The sequence below is a fragment of the Pseudomonas sp. B21-031 genome, from assembly GCF_024748985.1.
Taxonomy (GTDB): domain Bacteria; phylum Pseudomonadota; class Gammaproteobacteria; order Pseudomonadales; family Pseudomonadaceae; genus Aquipseudomonas; species Aquipseudomonas kermanshahensis.
Genome location: NZ_CP087181.1, coordinates 5,489,712 through 5,505,561, shown reverse-complemented (window position 1 = coordinate 5,505,561; position 15,850 = coordinate 5,489,712). Strand labels below are relative to the sequence as shown.

14 protein-coding genes are annotated in these 15,850 nt (G+C 65.2%); 7 read left to right on the top strand and 7 right to left on the bottom strand.

Annotated elements, in window-relative coordinates; genetic code table 11:
- Positions 1 to 3: 3 nt before the first annotated feature.
- The 5 genes from pyrR to gshB form a co-directional block, all read right to left on the bottom strand.
- The gene (pyrR, locus tag LOY53_RS24610) at positions 4 to 522 is read right to left on the bottom strand and encodes a bifunctional pyr operon transcriptional regulator/uracil phosphoribosyltransferase PyrR (RefSeq protein WP_027592429.1); all 519 of its coding nucleotides are present in this window, start codon (positions 520 to 522) and stop codon (positions 4 to 6) included.
- Positions 523 to 568: 46 nt separating this feature from the next.
- Positions 569 to 994, bottom strand: a complete 426-nt coding sequence (gene ruvX, locus LOY53_RS24605; protein WP_027592430.1) for a Holliday junction resolvase RuvX — start codon at positions 992 to 994, stop codon at positions 569 to 571.
- Positions 994 to 1,563, bottom strand: a complete 570-nt coding sequence (locus LOY53_RS24600) for a YqgE/AlgH family protein (RefSeq protein WP_258703385.1) — start codon at positions 1,561 to 1,563, stop codon at positions 994 to 996. Before LOY53_RS24600 ends, ruvX begins: the two co-directional genes overlap by 1 nt.
- Positions 1,564 to 1,734: 171 nt before the next feature.
- A complete protein-coding gene (locus LOY53_RS24595) occupies positions 1,735 to 2,640 on the bottom strand; it encodes an energy transducer TonB (RefSeq protein ID WP_099455551.1) in 906 nt (301 codons plus the stop codon).
- Positions 2,641 to 2,731: 91 nt separating this feature from the next.
- Positions 2,732 to 3,685, bottom strand: a complete 954-nt coding sequence (gene gshB, locus LOY53_RS24590; RefSeq protein ID WP_099430635.1) for a glutathione synthase — start codon at positions 3,683 to 3,685, stop codon at positions 2,732 to 2,734.
- 232 nt (positions 3,686 to 3,917) lie between these two features.
- Here gshB and LOY53_RS24585 point away from each other — a divergent pair, with 232 nt between their 5' ends.
- From LOY53_RS24585 to LOY53_RS24555, 7 genes are all read left to right on the top strand, one after another.
- Positions 3,918 to 4,319, top strand: coding sequence for a PleD family two-component system response regulator (locus LOY53_RS24585; RefSeq protein ID WP_027592434.1), 402 nt, complete (start codon positions 3,918 to 3,920; stop codon positions 4,317 to 4,319).
- 46 nt (positions 4,320 to 4,365) lie between these two features.
- Positions 4,366 to 4,731 carry a twitching motility response regulator PilH gene (gene pilH / locus LOY53_RS24580; RefSeq protein WP_099455550.1) on the top strand — a complete coding sequence of 122 codons (366 nt, stop codon included), beginning with the start codon at positions 4,366 to 4,368 and terminating at the stop codon, positions 4,729 to 4,731.
- On the top strand, positions 4,728 to 5,282 hold the full coding sequence (locus LOY53_RS24575) for a chemotaxis protein CheW (RefSeq protein WP_027592436.1): 555 nt from the start codon (positions 4,728 to 4,730) through the stop codon (positions 5,280 to 5,282). The genes pilH and LOY53_RS24575 overlap by 4 nt, the downstream gene beginning before the upstream one ends.
- Before the next feature lie 47 nt (positions 5,283 to 5,329).
- A complete protein-coding gene (locus LOY53_RS24570) occupies positions 5,330 to 7,354 on the top strand; it encodes a methyl-accepting chemotaxis protein (protein ID WP_189662490.1) in 2,025 nt (674 codons plus the stop codon).
- Positions 7,355 to 7,363: 9 nt separating this feature from the next.
- Positions 7,364 to 12,307 (top strand): Hpt domain-containing protein, encoded by a 4,944-nt coding sequence (locus LOY53_RS24565; RefSeq protein WP_258703384.1) that lies wholly within the window; start codon positions 7,364 to 7,366, stop codon positions 12,305 to 12,307.
- Positions 12,300 to 12,773 (top strand): chemotaxis protein CheW, encoded by a 474-nt coding sequence (locus LOY53_RS24560; RefSeq protein WP_252826058.1) that lies wholly within the window; start codon positions 12,300 to 12,302, stop codon positions 12,771 to 12,773. The genes LOY53_RS24565 and LOY53_RS24560 overlap by 8 nt, the downstream gene beginning before the upstream one ends.
- 185 nt (positions 12,774 to 12,958) lie before the next feature.
- Positions 12,959 to 13,576 (top strand): PAQR family membrane homeostasis protein TrhA, encoded by a 618-nt coding sequence (locus LOY53_RS24555; RefSeq protein WP_252826057.1) that lies wholly within the window; start codon positions 12,959 to 12,961, stop codon positions 13,574 to 13,576.
- Positions 13,577 to 13,584: 8 nt separating this feature from the next.
- On the opposite strand, the gene LOY53_RS24550 is transcribed toward LOY53_RS24555, so the two are convergent.
- Both LOY53_RS24550 and LOY53_RS24545 read right to left on the bottom strand, forming a co-directional pair.
- Positions 13,585 to 14,304 carry a 16S rRNA (uracil(1498)-N(3))-methyltransferase gene (locus LOY53_RS24550; RefSeq protein WP_252826056.1) on the bottom strand — a complete coding sequence of 240 codons (720 nt, stop codon included), beginning with the start codon at positions 14,302 to 14,304 and terminating at the stop codon, positions 13,585 to 13,587.
- Between the two features lie 85 nt (positions 14,305 to 14,389).
- Positions 14,390 to 15,796: an adenosylmethionine--8-amino-7-oxononanoate transaminase gene (locus tag LOY53_RS24545; RefSeq protein WP_027592442.1), complete on the bottom strand. Its 1,407-nt coding sequence runs from the start codon at positions 15,794 to 15,796 to the stop codon at positions 14,390 to 14,392.
- Positions 15,797 to 15,850 lie beyond the last annotated feature (54 nt).

Sequence of the window (15,850 nt, the reverse complement as noted above, 5' to 3'; positions counted from 1 at the left end):
CTCTTAAAGGGCGGAAGCGGAGGCGAGGTCCTGGCGCTCGAGGGCGAGCGGTGCGGGTCCGGTCAATTTTACCCGTTCATGGGCTGCCAGCGACAGGGTGGCACCCAGCACATTGGGGCGAATCGGCAGCTCGCCGGCATCCAGGTCGAGCAGGCAGACCAGGGTGACGCTGGCCGGGCGGCCGTAATCGAACAGCTCGTTGAGCGCGGCACGGATGGTGCGACCGCTCATCAGGACGTCGTCGATCAGGACCAGGTGCTGGCCTTCGATTTCGAACGGCAGCTCGGACGGGCGTACTTGCGGGTGCAGGCCGTTCTGGCTGAAGTCATCACGGTAGAACGACACGTCCAGGGTGCCCATGGGGCTGGTATCGCCCATTTCTTCCTGCAGGGCCTGGGCGACCCAGACGCCGCCCGTGCGGATGCCGATGAAGCGCGGCTCGGTGATAGCACGGCGGGCCAGGTGGGCGCGAAGGTCGACAGCCATCTGCCGGATCAGATCGGCGGGATTGGGTAGGCTCATTGCGTGCTCCTCGGGGGCCGCCGGCTCTGCCCGGCGGCAAAGATGATCAGGTATTGGCCTCCAGCCAGCCTTGCAGCAGCAGGGCGGCGGCAATGGCGTCGACCGGGTTGTCGCGGTAGCTGCCGCGCTGGCCACCACGGGTCAGGCGTTCGCCTTTAGCCTCGAAGGTGGTCAGGCGTTCGTCGTGGGTGTGCACGGGCAGGTTGAAGCGGCCGTTCAGGCGCCGGGCGAATTTCTCGGCGCGCGCGCTCATCTCGCTGGGGGTGCCGTCCATGTTCAGCGGCAGGCCGACGACGATGGCGTCGGGTTTCCATTCAGCGACCAGTTTTTCCACCTGGGCCCAGTCGGGCACGCCGTTCTGCGCTTTCAGGGTGCACAGCTCGCGGGCCTGGCCAGTGATGACCTGGCCAACCGCCACCCCGATCTGTTTGGTGCCGTAGTCAAAGCCCAGCAGCAGGCGTAGCTCGGCCATCAGGCGTGGCCCGCCTGGCTGGTCAGCAGGCTGAGGTTGATGCCCAGGCTGGCGGCGGCGGCGTTCAGGCGCTGGTCGCTGGCGAGGCCGAAGATGATTTCGGGGTCGAACGGGCAGTTGAGCCAGGCATTGTCGGCCAGTTCGGCTTCCAGTTGGCCGGCTTCCCAGCCCGCGTAGCCCAGGGTAATCAGGCTGTTTTGCGGCCCCACGCCCTCGGCAATGGCAAACAACACGTCCTGCGAGGTGGACAGCGACAGGCCCCGCAGTTCGACGGTGGCCTGGTAGGTGCATTCGCTGGAGTGCAGCACGAAGCCGCGATCGGTTTGCACCGGCCCGCCCTGGTAGATCGGCACGTGCAGGGTGCTGGCCGGGGGTTCATCGTCTGGGCGCAACTGTTCGAGGATGTCGGCCAGGCTGAGCTCCTGCGGTCGGTTGACCACCAGGCCCATGGCGCCATTGGCGTTGTGCTCGACGATGTACGTGAGGGTCTGGGCAAAGTTCGGATCGGCCATGTGCGGCATGGCGATCAGGAACTGATGCTTGAGGTAGCTCGGGGCGAGGGTTTTCATGGGGGATAGTGTGGCGCCAGGTGGCGAGGCTGACAAGGTGCTCTGCAGGGCTTACTTGATCCCTGTGGGAGCGGGTTTACCCGCGAATGCGTCAGATCAGGCAATTATGTTGCCTTATCGAACGCTTTCGCGGGTAAACCCGCTCCCACAGAGGCCAGTACAGCCAGCAAATCAGTTACTGGACAACCGGTCCCCACGCGCAAAGCGCCAGGTACGGATGATCTCCAACCGGTCGAATTCCGCCAGGTCCCCGGTAAACGGCGCAAACGGCGCCGCCAGCCTGACAATACGTTGCGCCGCCTGGTCCAGCACCGGTTGCCCGGACGATTCCAGCACCAGCACTTCGTACAGCGAGCCATCGCGGTTGATCGAGACCATCATGCGCAAGTTGCCGTAGATCTGCTGGCGTCGCGCTTCGTCAGGGTAATTGAGGTTGCCCACCCGCTCGACCTTCTTGCGCCATTCTTCCTTGTACCAGGCGCCCTTGTCGCGCATGGTCGAGGCGGCGTTGAGGCGGTGGATGCGCGGGCGTTTGGCATACAGCTGCTGTTCATTGGACAGCTCTGCCTCAAGGCTGGCGATCTGGCTGGACAACTGCGAGCTGTCAAAATCAGGCGTGGGCGTTGCAGGCTTTGGTTGCGCCTTGCTTTCCTTGGGCTTGGGCTCGACTTTGTGAGGCTTGGCGGCCTTGGTCACCACGGCCGATTTCTCAGGCGTGGGCGGCGGTGCGACCTCGGGCTTGGCCGCAGGCGGTGGCGTGACCTTGTTGATCTTGCTGTCCTGGAAGGGGGCGACTTCGGTGGTCTTGGGCACCGCCTTCTTCTCCAGGGTGCCGCTGCCTTGCTGGTTGTCCTGAGCCTGGAAATCGGCCTTCTCGGGCGCTTTCTCGCTTTTGAAGGTGGCCAGGGTGATGTCCATGGTATGGCGGATTTCAGCCGGCTTGACCACGGTAAAACCGACGCCAAGGATCAGCGCCAGGTGCACCAGGGCAGCCAGGAACAGGGTAAAGCCGAGCCGGTCCACCGCGCGAACGCGCGGTGGCAGCAGGTCGGAGGGGATGTCAGCGGGCAGCGTCATCAGGTATCCAGCAACCGCGGGGCGGGGCAGCAGGCCAAGTAAAAAGGACCCGCATCATACCCCACTCCGCGATTGTGCCGCGCGTTGCCGGTCAGCGCGCCTTCAGCTGGCGATCAATGGCGTCCATCAATTGCCCGCCGATGTCGGTGTTGAAGGCGTTGTCGATCTCGCGAATACAGGTCGGGCTGGTGACGTTGATTTCGGTGAGGTGTTCGCCAATCACGTCCAGGCCAACGAACAGCAGCCCTTTCGCGCGCAGGGTCGGGCCGACCTGGGCGGCGATCCAGCGGTCACGTTCGGTCAGCGGGCGCGCTTCGCCGCGGCCACCGGCGGCCAGGTTGCCACGGGTTTCGCCACTGGCCGGGATGCGCGCCAGGCAGTAGTCGACCGGCTCGCCGTCGATCATCAAGATGCGCTTGTCGCCGTCCTTGATCGCTGGCAGGTAGGCCTGCGCCATGATCTGCTGCGCGCCCAGGGCGGTCAGGGTTTCGAGGATCACCGAGAGGTTGGGGTCACCGACCCGGTGGCGGAAGATCGAGGTGCCGCCCATGCCGTCCAGCGGCTTGAGAATCACGTCGCCATGCTTGGCCGCGAATTCGCGAATGATGTCTGGGCGGCGGCTGACCAGGGTTGGTGGCGTGCACTGTGGGAACAACGTGGCGAACAGTTTTTCGTTGCAGTCGCGCAGGCTTTGCGGGCGGTTGACCACCAGCACGCCTTCGGCCTCGGCCTGCTCCAGCAGGTAGGTGCTGTAGACGAACTCCATGTCGAACGGCGGGTCCTTGCGCATCAGGATCACGTCCAGCTCGGCCAGGGGGCTGTCCTGCTCGTCGCCCAGCTCGAACCAGCGCGCCGGGTCGGCGAACACGTTTAGTGGGCGCATGCGTGCACGGGCCTTGCCTTCGGCCTGGTACAGGTCGCGCTGTTCCATGTAGAACAGGCTCCAGCCGCGTGCCTGGGCGGCCAGCAGCATGGCCAGCGAGCTGTCCTTCTTGTAGGAGATGGACGCGATGGGGTCCATGACAATGCCGAGGCGAACGCTCATGGGGTGGTTCCTCTTGGCGGCGCGCAGCCGCGATGGATCGAAAGAAAAGTGGCTCAGGGTGGCGCCGGGAGCGCCGATGGTCAAGGGGCGCAGCAGATGGAATGGCCACCCGGAGTGTGCTAAAAATGCGAGGCACAATGCTGCGCAAACCTGTAGGAGCGGCCTTGTGTCGCGAAAGGGTCGCAACGCGGCCCCAGCAATTCTGGCCTGAGCAGCGACGGTAGCCCAAGTGATGGAACAACCCCTGAAGGTCATGGTGATCGACGACTCACGCACGATCCGCCGTACCGCGCAGATGTTGCTCGGCGAAGCGGGTTGCGAGGTAATTACCGCCAGCGATGGTTTCGATGCCCTGGCCAAGATCGTCGATCACCAGCCACGCATCATCTTCGTCGATGTGCTGATGCCGCGCCTGGACGGTTACCAGACCTGCGCCGTGATCAAGCACAACAGCGCTTTCAAGGACATACCGGTGATCCTCCTGTCGTCGCGCGACGGCCTGTTCGACAAGGCCCGCGGGCGGGTGGTGGGCTCCGACCAGTTCCTCACCAAGCCATTCAGCAAAGAAGAACTGCTCGAGGCGATCAGGGCCCATGTGCCTGGTTTTGCCGAACACCAACAACACGCACCCTGACCCCGTCCGCCATGGCGCGGTCTTACTTTCCTGATGGGGAAACAGCATGGCCCGAGTTCTGATTGTCGACGACTCGCCGACAGAGATGTACAGATTGACCGAATGGCTGGAAAAGCACGGCTACCAGGTGCTCAAGGCCAACAACGGTGGCGATGGCGTGGCCCTGGCCCGTCAGGAAAAGCCCGACGCGGTGCTGATGGACATCGTCATGCCCGGCATGAACGGCTTCCAGGCCACTCGCCAGCTGAGCAAGGACAAGGAAACCAGCGCCATTCCGGTGATCGTGGTAACCACCAAGGACCAGGAAACCGACCGTATCTGGGCGACGCGCCAGGGCGCCCGCGACTTCCTGACCAAACCGGTCGAAGAAGACGCACTGATCGCCAAGCTCAAAGAAGTGCTGGGGGCTTGACCACCCGCCCTCATGGCGCGTCGCTGACCGCCTTCGAGTTGCTGCTGGACATTGACCGGCGCTGCCGCCTGCTGGTGGCGGACCAGCCGCCGCAGGATACCCGCCTGCAACAGTGGAGCGGGATCGGCTTTCGGATCGCCGGGCAGTGGTTCGTCGCGCCCATGGGCGAAGTGGCCGAAGTGCTGCGCGAACCGCGCAGCAGCCGTGTTCCTGGGGTTCAGCCCTGGGTCTGCGGGGTCGCCAACTTGCGCGGGCGGTTGCTGCCGGTAATGGACCTGAGCAGCTTCTTCGGGCTTGGCCCGGCCGCCCCCGGCAAGCAGCGGCGGGTGCTGGTGCTGGACCATGAGGACCTGTTCGTCGGCCTGCTGGTGGACGAAGTACTGGGGCTGCAGCACTTTGCCCTGAGCAGCCTGGAACTGTCGCCCCCGCAGCCGTTGATCCGCGCGGCCGCCCGCTTTGTTCAGGGGCACTTCCCGCGTGAACGCAACTGGGCAATCTTCAGCCCCTTCGCCCTGGCCCAGGCGCCGGGCTTTCTTGATGTGGCGTTATAGGACCTGCGAACGTGAACAAGCCTGCCACCAGCGCTACCGCAACGCCCATGGCTCCGCGTACGCGCAGCATCGCGCAGATCACCGTGCTGTTTTTGGTGCTGATTCTGTCGATCATCCTGTTGTTCGCCAATTTCGCCTACCTGAGCACCCAGTCCAACTACGACAAACAGTACATCGGCCATGCCGGTGAGCTTCGCGTGCTGTCCCAGCGGATTGCCAAGAACGCCACCGAGGCGGCGACGGGCAAGGCCTTGGCGTTCAAGCTGCTGTCGGATGCGCGCAACGATTTCGAGCGACGCTGGAGCTACCTGCGCGAAGGCGACACGTCCACCGGTCTGCCAGCGGCACCGGCCACGGTGCGCGATGAGATGGAAGCCGTCCGCCAGGACTGGGAAAACCTGCGCAAGAACACTGATACCATTTTAGCCAGCGAGCAGACGGTATTGTCGCTGCACCAGGTGGCCGCGACGCTTGCCGAGACCGTGCCGCAGTTGCAGGTCGAATACGAAAAGGTGGTCGAAATCCTGCTGCAAAGCGGCGCCCCGGCCAACCAGGTGGTCGTCGCCCAGCGCCAGTTGCTGCTGGCTGAGCGCATCCTCGGTTCGGTCAACACGGTGCTGGCCGGTGACGACACCGCGGCCCAGGCCGCCGATGCCTTCGGCCGCGATGCCGGGCGTTTTGGTCAGGTGCTGGAGGGCATGCTCAACGGCAACCCCGCGCTGCAGGTAACCCGCGTCGAGGACGCCGATGCCCGGGCGCGGCTGGCTGAAATCGCCGAGCTGTTCCAATTCGTGGCCGGCTCGGTGGACGAAATCCTCGAAACATCGCCCGAACTGTTCCGCGTGCGTGAAGCTGCGGGCAACATCTTCAGCCTGTCGCAAACCCTGCTCGACGAGGCCTCGCACCTGGCCAACGGCTTCGAGAACCTGGCCGGCGGGCGTACCCTGGACACGGTCGGCGGCTACGTCCTGGGCCTGCTGGCGCTGGCCTCGATCATCCTCATTGGCCTGGTCATGGTGCGCACCACCAACCGGCAACTGCGCGAGACCGCGGAGAAGAACGAACGCAACCAGCAGGCGATCATGCGCCTGCTCGACGAGATCGAAGAGCTGGCCGATGGCGACCTGACTGTCACCGTGTCGGTCACCGAAGACTTCACCGGGGCCATTGCCGACTCGATCAACTACTCCGTGGACCAACTGCGCGACCTGGTCGCCACCATCAACCACAGCGCCGTGCAAGTGGCCGCTGCGGTGCAGGACACGCAGAACACCGCGCGTCAGCTGGCCAAGGCATCCGAGCACCAGGCCGCGCAAATCAGCGAGGCGTCCGAGGCGGTGGGCGACATGGTCGAATCGATCGACCGGGTGTCGGCGCATGCCTATGAGTCGGCCAAGGTGGCCGAGCGCTCGGTGGCGATCGCCAACAAGGGCAACGAGGTGGTGCACAACACCATCAACGGCATGGACAACATTCGCGAACAAATCCAGGACACCGCCAAGCGGATCAAGCGCCTGGGTGAGTCGTCCCAGGAGATCGGCGACATCGTTAGCCTGATCGACGACATTGCCGACCAGACCAACATCCTGGCCCTCAACGCTGCGATCCAAGCCTCGCTGGCCGGTGAAGCCGGGCGGGGCTTTGCGGTGGTTGCCGACGAAGTGCAGCGCCTGGCCGAGCGTTCGTCGTCGGCCACGCGGCAGATCGAGGCGCTGGTGCGCACCATTCAGGCCGATACCAACGAGGCGGTGATCTCCATGGAGCAGACCACCGCCGAAGTGGTGCGCGGCGCGCGCCTGGCCCAGGATGCCGGGGTAGCGCTGGCGGAGATCGAAGGGGTGTCGCAGAACCTGGCCGAGCTGATCCACAGTATTTCCGACGCGGCCCAGTTGCAGACGTCTTCTGCCGGGCAGATCTCCCACACCATGGCCGTTATCCAGCAGATCACCGCGCAGACGTCTGCCGGGTCCGGCGCCACTGCCGACAGCATCCGCCATCTGGCACGTATGGCCAGCGAGATGCGCCGGTCTGTTTCTGGTTTCACCCTGCCGGCACCTGCCGAGCCGCGCTGAGGAATGCCCATGGCTTCTGCCGCTGTAAGCCCCGAGCGCCACGAAACGGTAGCGCTGGCCTGGACCAAGGCCGCCATCCTCGACTGCCTGGGCCAGGCGCGACAGGCCCTGGAGCGCTTTGCTGGCGAGCCGGGCGATCTGTCCATGCTGGCGTTCGTGGTCGACAACCTGCACCAGGTGCACGGTTGCCTGCGCATGCTCGAGTTGCGCGGTGCGACGCGTCTGGCTGAAGAACTGGAGCTGTTCGCCCGGGCCTTGGCCGACGGCCAGGTCAGCCCACGCGGCGACTGCCTGGGGGCGCTGTTCCGTGGCCTGGAGCAACTGCCGTCGTACCTGGAACGGCTGCGCGGCGCGCGCCACGACCTGCCCTTGGTGATGCTGCCGTTGCTCAACCAGCTGCGCGCCTGCCGCGGTGTGGAGCCCCTGGCCCAGGCCAGCCTCATCAGTGGCACTGCCCAGCGCTTTGCCGGCTCCGATGACCTGGCCAACCTTGACCTGTCGCTGGGCAACTGGCGGGAACAGATGCAGGCCGGGCCCGGCCGCGATGCCCTGCGCTCGGTGGTAAGCGCCCTGTGCGACGACCTGATGCGCATCAAGGAACGCCTGGACCAGTTCGTGCGCGGCGACCGCCAGCACAGCGAACAGTCCGAAGCCCTGCTCGCACCGTTGCGCCATGTCGCCGACACCCTGGCGGTGCTGGGCTTCCAGCAGCCGCGGCGGGTGATTATCGACCAGGTACTGGCGCTGCAGGCCTTGGCCCCCGGCGAGGGCTCGGTGGATGACGCGGTATTGATGGATGTGGCGGGCGCCCTTTTGTATGTGGAGGCGACCCTCAATGGCATGGTCGGCCCGCTGGAAGAAAGCGGGCAGGGCGGGATGCCGGGCTCGGACCTGACCGAGATCCGCCAGTTAGTGCTGAGCGAGTCGCTGGCCGTCCTGCAGCAGGCCAAGGACTTGATTGGTGATTGCCTGGAGTCCGACTGGCCCCGGCAGCGCCTGCAGCCGCTGCCTGGGCTGCTGCAGCAAGTGCGCGGGGCGCTGGCAATGCTGATGCTGCCGGGCCCTGCCGACGTGTTTGCCGGTTGCGCCAGCTACGTGCAACGCTGGTTGCAGCACCTGGACGTCGAGCCGCCAGCCGATGAGCTGGCGCACCTGGCCGATGCCCTGAGCGCAGCCGAATGCTACCTGCAATGGCGGGTGGCCGACCCGCTTGCCGATGCGCAGCCCTTCATCGAGATGGCGCGTGCCAGCCTGGCGGCACTGGGCGTGGCCTGCACGGTCAGCGAAACCGGCTTCGCCCAACAAGACAACGGCGATGGCATCGACGACGAGCTGCGCGACGTGTTCCTCGACGAGGCCGGTGAACTGCTGCCGGAAATCGAGCGCCACTGGCTGCGCTGGCGCGCCGACAACCAGCAGCGCGAGGCACTGCTGGAAGTGCGCCGGGCGCTGCATACGCTCAAGGGCAGCGGGCGCATGGTGCATGCCGAGGCGGTGGCCGAGCTGGCCTGGGGCGCGGAGCACCTGCTCAATCGAATGCTCGAAGGCCGAAGCGTGCTTACCCCGGAAGGGGTGGTCGCCTTGCAGCAAGTGTTCGTCCACCTGCCTGACCTGTTGGCTGATTTTGCCGCCGGGCAGTTACCGCAACTGACCGAAATCGAGCAACTGGCCGGGCATCTGCATGCTCTGGCCGAAAACGATGCGCCACCCGCTGCTGAGGTGGATGGCCTTGATCCGCACCTGCTGGACATCTTCCGCAGCGAGGCGCACGGCCACCTGGCCAGCCTCGAGGCATTCTTGCAGGGCGCCGACGGCCACGACACGCCGGTCAGCGATAGCCTGCAACGTGCGCTGCATACGCTCAAGGGCAGCGCCGCCATGGCAGGCGTGATGCCCGTCGCCGAGCTGGCCACCGCCTTCGACCGCCTGGCGCGTGAGTACAAGGGCCACCAGTTGCCCCTGCAAGTGGCGGAGATCGAATGGCTGGAGGCCGGGCGTTCATTGTTCCACCTGGGCCTGGCACAGCTGGACAGCACGCCGCTGGCGGCCATCCCGGGTGCCGCCGAGTTGATCGAACAAGTGGGCCAGGCGGTGGATGTGCGCCTGGCCACCCTGCATGAAGACCCGCAGCATGCGCGCCGCAACAAGCGCGACCCGCAATTGACCGCCAGCTTCCTGGCCCAGGCCATGGACATTCTGCTCGACGCCGAGTCGTTGCTGTCGCGCTGGCAAGAGCAGCCGGGGCAGCGCCAGGCGCTGGACACCTTGCTCGATGAGCTGACCAGCCTGGGCCATGCGGCGCACCTGGCTGATCTGTGGCAGATGGACGATGTCTGCGAGGCCCTGCTCGACGTCTATGGTGCCGTGGAAGAGGGCAGCCTGGCCGCCGACGCACGCTTTTTCGCCCAGGCGCAGGCAGGCCATGAAGCGCTGCTGGACATGCTCGACGAGGTGGCCGCCGGGCAGGAGATTTCGCCCCGGCCGGCGCTGATCGACAGCTTGCGCAGCCTCTTGGCGCAGGCCTTGGCACCTGAGGCCACGGGCCTTGTGGGCATTGATACGGTCACCCCGTTGCACCCCGACATGGACCTTGGCCTGGGGCTGTCGCGCAACCTGGCGCTGCCGCCAGCGAGCGAGCCGTTGACTGAAGAGCCTGAGAGCCCAGGCGACAAGGAGCTGCTGGAAGTCTTCTTGGAAGAAAGCTCGGACATCGTCGAAAGCGCCGCTGCGGCCCTGGCGCGCTGGCAGGCCGACCCGCGCAGCAGTGTCGAGGTGGAAAACCTGCTGCGTGACCTGCATACCCTCAAAGGCGGCGCACGCATGGTCGAGATCGCCGCCATCGGCGACCTGGCCCACGAGCTGGAATTTCTTTACGAACTGCTCGCTGCCGGCCGCCTGCCACCGAGCCCGCCGTTGTTCGCTTTGTTGCAAAATTGCCATGACCGCCTGGCGCACATGCTCGATGCGGTGCGCCTGGGGCAGCCGCTGCATGCCGCCACGGCGCTGATCGATTACATCCGCAACTTCAGCAGTGCGGCGCTGACCGACAGCGCGGCTGGCCAAGGTGCTGTCGAGGCTTCGGCCCTCGAAGTGCCTGCTGCCGCGCCGGAGCGAGCGGCCGGTGACATGGTCAAGGTCGATGCCGAACTGCTCGACGACCTGGGCAACCTGGCCGGTGAGCATTCGGTGATCCGTGGCCGCATCGAGCAGCAGGTCAACGACGCCCAGTTCACACTCAACGAGATGGAAACCACCCTGGAGCGCATGCGTGACCAGCTGCTGCGCCTGGATGTCGAGACACAGGGGCGGATTTCCAGCCGGCAGCCGTTCGAGAGCGACGCCTACGACGATTTCGACCCCCTTGAAATGGACCGCCACTCGCAGCTGCAGCAGCTGTCGCGGGCCCTGTTCGAGTCGGCTTCCGACCTGCTCGACCTGAAGGAAACCCTGGCCCAGCGTGCCCAGGAAGCCTACGGCCTGTTGCAGCAGCAGGCGCGGGTGAACAGCCAGTTGCAAGAAGGCCTGACCGCGACCCTGATGGTGCCCTTCGAACGCTTGGTGCCGCGTTTACAGCGTGTGGTGCGGCAGGTGGCCAGCGAGCTGGGCAAGCAGGTTGAACTGGTGGTGGGCAACGCCGAAGGTGAGCTGGACCGCAGCGTGCTCGAACGCATGGTGGCGCCCTTGGAGCACATGCTGCGCAACGCCGTCGACCATGGCCTGGAAAGCCGCGAAGCGCGCCTGGCTGCCGGCAAGCCGGAGCACGGCACGATTCACCTGAACCTGTTGCACGAAGGTGCCGACATCGTCATCGAGATGACCGACGATGGCGCCGGCGTACCCTTGGAGGCCGTGCGGCGCAAAGCGATCAAGCGTGGCCTGTTGGACCCGCAGGCGCACTTGAGTGATCACGAGGTCTTGCAGTTCATTCTGCGCCCCGGTTTTTCCACTGCCGAGAAGATCACCCAGATTTCCGGGCGTGGCCTGGGCATGGACGTGGTGCACGAAGAGGTCAAGCAGCTGGGTGGCTCGATGACCATCGAGTCGGCCCAGGGCAAGGGCGCACGCTTTTTGATCCGCCTGCCGTTCACGGTGTCGATCAACCGCGCGCTGATGGTGCACCTGGGCGAGGACCAGTACGCGATCCCGCTCAATACCATCGAAGGCATTGTCCGCGTGCCGCCTGCGGAGCTGGCGGCCTGCTACCAACTGGATGCCCCGCGTTACGTCTACGCAGGCCACACCTACGACCTGCGTTACCTGGGTGAATTACTGCAAGGCCAGCCACGGCCCAGCCTGCTTGGGCAAAGCGTGCCGCTGCCGGTGCTGCTGGTGCACTCTCAGGAACAGTCGTTCGCCATCCAGGCTGACAGCCTCTCACCCAGCCGGGAAATCGTGGTGAAGAGCCTCGGCCCGCAATTCGCCGCAGTCGCCGGGTTGTCCGGCGCGACCTTGCTGGGCGACGGCCGCGTTGTGTTGATTCTCGACCTGCTGGGCCAGTTGCGTGGCCAGCAACGGCGCCTGGCGCGCTTGCCGGGCGGCGGCGATGCCCAGCGGCAATTGTTCGGCCCGGCGCCGCGGCGGTCACTGCTGGTGATGGTGGTGGACGATTCGGTCACCGTGCGCAAGGTCACCAGCCGGCTGCTGGAGCGTCATGGCATGAGCGTGCTCACCGCCAAGGACGGGGTCGATGCCATGGCGCAGCTGGAAGAGCATCGGCCGGATGTGTTGCTGCTGGACATCGAGATGCCACGCATGGACGGTTTCGAGGTGGCCACGCGCATACGCCGTGACGAGCGCCTGAAGCATTTGCCAATCATCATGATCACCTCGCGCACCGGGCAGAAGCACCGCGACCGGGCCATGGCCATTGGTGTCAACGAATACCTGGGCAAGCCTTACCAAGAGTCTGTGTTGTTGCAGAGCATCGCCCACTGGAGCCAAGCCCATGCTTGAACTGATCTCGGGCCAGCGCAGCAGCCTTACCGGCCTGTTGTTGCCCTTGGGCGACCGTACCTTGGTCTTGCCCAATGTCGCCGTGGCCGAACTGTTCGGCCAGCGCAACCTGGTGTGCCAGCGTGGCGAGCCCGCTTGGCACCTGGGCTGGATCGACTGGCGCAAGCAGCGTTTGCCACTGATCGGGTTCGAGGCCGCATGCGGCGGCGAAACCCCGTGTGGCGAGCGCGCGCGCATCGTGGTGCTCAATGCCCTTGGCGATACCGGGCTGCGCTACCTGGCGGTGCTGCTGCAGGACATCCCACGCTCGTGCAAGCTCGACAGCCAGCTCAATTATGTGGATGTGGCGCTGGGCAGCCTGGAGCTGGCGGCGGTGCAGGTGGGCGAGCAGGTGGCGCGGGTGCCGGACCTGGTGGCCTTGGAACGGCTGGTGCGTGACGCGGAACTGCAACCTGTCGCAGGATAGGCTGCGGATAGCGCGGTCCCTGTAGGAGCAGCCTTGCGCTGCGAAGAGGCCGCAAAACGCTGCGCAGATCTACTGTGTAATCACTGGCCTCTTCGCAGCACAAGGCTGCTCCTACAAAGGGTTGAATTACCAGAGGACCGCGCAGGTTTTTGGAACCCAGCCCCTCACAGGAGGTCTGTGTTTGCATGTATTACGGTGAACGCTTCAACGCCTGGACCCACTTGGTCGGCGCCATCCTGGCCTGCATCGGTGCCATCTGGCTGATCGTCGTCGCGGGCCTGCAGGGCGACCCCTGGAAGATCGTCAGTTTCTCCATCTACGGCGGCACGCTGCTGCTGCTCTACAGCACGTCCACCCTCTACCACAGCACGCGTGGGCGGGCGAAGGTGATCATGCGCAAGCTCGATCACCTGTCGATCTACCTGCTGATCGCCGGCAGCTACACCCCATTCTGCCTGGTCAGCTTACGCGGGCCTTGGGGCTGGAGTTTGTTCGGGGTGGTCTGGGGGCTGGCGGTGATCGGCATGCTGCAGGAGATCAAGCCCCGCTCCGAGGCGCGGGTGCTGTCGATCATCATCTATGCGGTGATGGGCTGGATTGTCCTGGTGGCGGTCAACCCGCTGCTGCGCAGCCTCGGTACCGCCGGCTTCGCCTGGTTGGCGGCCGGCGGGGTGTTCTACACGGTGGGCATCATCTTCTTTGCCTTCGACAGCCGCTTTCGCCACTGGCACGGCATCTGGCACCTGTTCGTGATCGCCGGCAGCCTGATGCACTTCATCGCCGTGTCGTTCTACGTGCGTTAGGTGCAGGCTTAAAAGTCGCCCCACAACTGTTGTGCTACCGACAGTGCCACCACTGGCGCGGTTTCGGTGCGCAGCACGCGTGGGCCAAGGCGCGCGGCGTGGAAGCCGGCAGCCTTGGCCTGGTCGACTTCAGCGTCGTTAAGGCCGCCTTCTGGGCCGATCAGGAAGGCCAGGCGTGACGGTGTGTCGTGGCTGGTCAGTGGTTCGGCCACCGGGTGCAGGACCAGTTTCAGATCGGCTTCGGTGGTTTTGATCCATTCGGCCAGCGTCACCGGCGGGTGGATCACGGGCAGGCTCGACCGGCCGCACTGTTCACAGGCACTGATAGCCACTTGGCGCCAGTGGGCCAGGCGCTTGTCGGCGCGTTCGTCCTTGAGGCGCACTTCACAGCGCTCGCTGACGATCGGGGTGATTTCATTGGCGCCCAGTTCGGTGGCCTTTTGAATGGCCCAATCCATGCGCTCGCCACGGGACAGGCCCTGGCCAAGGTGGATGTGCAGCGGCGATTCGGCTTGGCCGGCCAGGGCCTGGTCCAGCGTCACGCGCACGGTTTTCTTGCCGACTTCGAGCAACTGGCCACGGTATTCCTGGCCGCTGCCGTCGAACAGTTGCACGGCGTCACCGGGGGCCATGCGCAGCACGCGGCCGATGTAATGGGCCTGGGATTCGGGCAGGTCATGCTCGCCGAGGCTCAGGGGGGCGTCGATGAAGAAGCGGGACAGTCTCATGGTTCAGCTCGGACGAAAAGGGATCATGTGACCCTGTGGGAGCGGGTTCACCCGCTCCCACAGGGTCGGCGGCGGGCTTTCGGGCCTAGCCCGGGTCGCGGAAGTCGGGGTGGAAGTTGGCCGGTACGGCAACGCTGACGCTGTCGCGGGTGGCGATGTCGATGCCTTCGCTGGCCACCTCGGCGAGGAAGTCGATCTGCTCGGGCGTGATCACATACGGCGGCAGGAAGTACACCACGCTGCCCAGTGGGCGCAGCAGTGCGCCGCGGGTCAGGGCGTGCTCAAAGACCTTCAGGCCACGGCGCTCCTGCCAGGGGTAGGCGACCTTGCCGGCTTTGTCCTGGACCATCTCGATGGCCAGGGCCATGCCGGTCTGGCGGATTTCGGCGACATGCGCATGGTCGGCCAAGTGCGCGGTGGCCGTGGCCATGCGCACGGACAAGGCCTTGTTGGCCTCGATCACGTTGTCCTGTTCGAAGATATCCAGGGTCGCCAGCGCTGCGGCGCAGGCCAGCGGGTTGCCGGTGTAGCTGTGCGAGTGGAGGAACGCGCGCAGGGTCGGGTAGTCGTCGTAGAAGGCCTGGTACACGGTGTCGGTGGTCAGGCATGCGGCCAGCGGCAGGTAGCCCCCGGTCAGTGCCTTGGACAGGCACAGGAAGTCTGGGCGGATGCCGGCCTGTTCGCAGGCGAACATCGTCCCGGTGCGGCCGAAGCCAACGGCGATTTCGTCGTGGATCAGGTGCACGCCGTAGCGGTCACACGCTTCGCGCAGCAGCTTCAGGTAAACCGGGTGGTACATGCGCATGCCGCCCGCGCCCTGAATCAGCGGCTCGATGATCACCGCGCTGATGGTGGCGTGGTGCTCGGCCAGGGTTTGTTCCATGGCCTGGAACAGGTTGCGCGAGTGTTCTTCCCAGCCCATGCCCTCAGGGCGCAGGTAGCAATCGGGGCTGGGCACCTTGATGGTGTCGAGCAGCAGCGCCTTGTAGGTTTCGGTGAACAGCGGCACATCACCTACCGACATCGCGGCAATGGTTTCGCCGTGGTAACTGTTGGTCAGGGTAACGAAACGCTTTTTCTCGGGTTTGCCGATGTTCTGCCAGTAATGGAAGCTCATCTTCAACGCGACTTCGATGCAGGACGAGCCGTTGTCGGCGTAGAACACCCGGTCCAGCCCGGCCGGGGTCATAGCGACCAGGCGCTCGGACAGCTCGATCACCGGCTGGTGGCTGAAACCGGCCAGGATCACGTGCTCCAGCTGGTCGACCTGGTCCTTGATGCGCTGGTTGATGCGCGGGTTGGCATGGCCGAACACGTTGACCCACCAACTGCTCACGGCGTCCAGGTAGCGCTTGCCTTCGAAGTCCTCCAGCCACACGCCTTCACCACGCTTGATCGGGATCAGCGGCAGTTGCTCGTGGTCTTTCATCTGGGTGCAGGGGTGCCACAGGACCTTGAGGTCACGTTGCATCCACTGATCGTTGAGGCCCATGGGTACTTCTCCTGGCTTTGCTGCTGGCTTGGACCGCGTAAGCCTAAGCAAAGC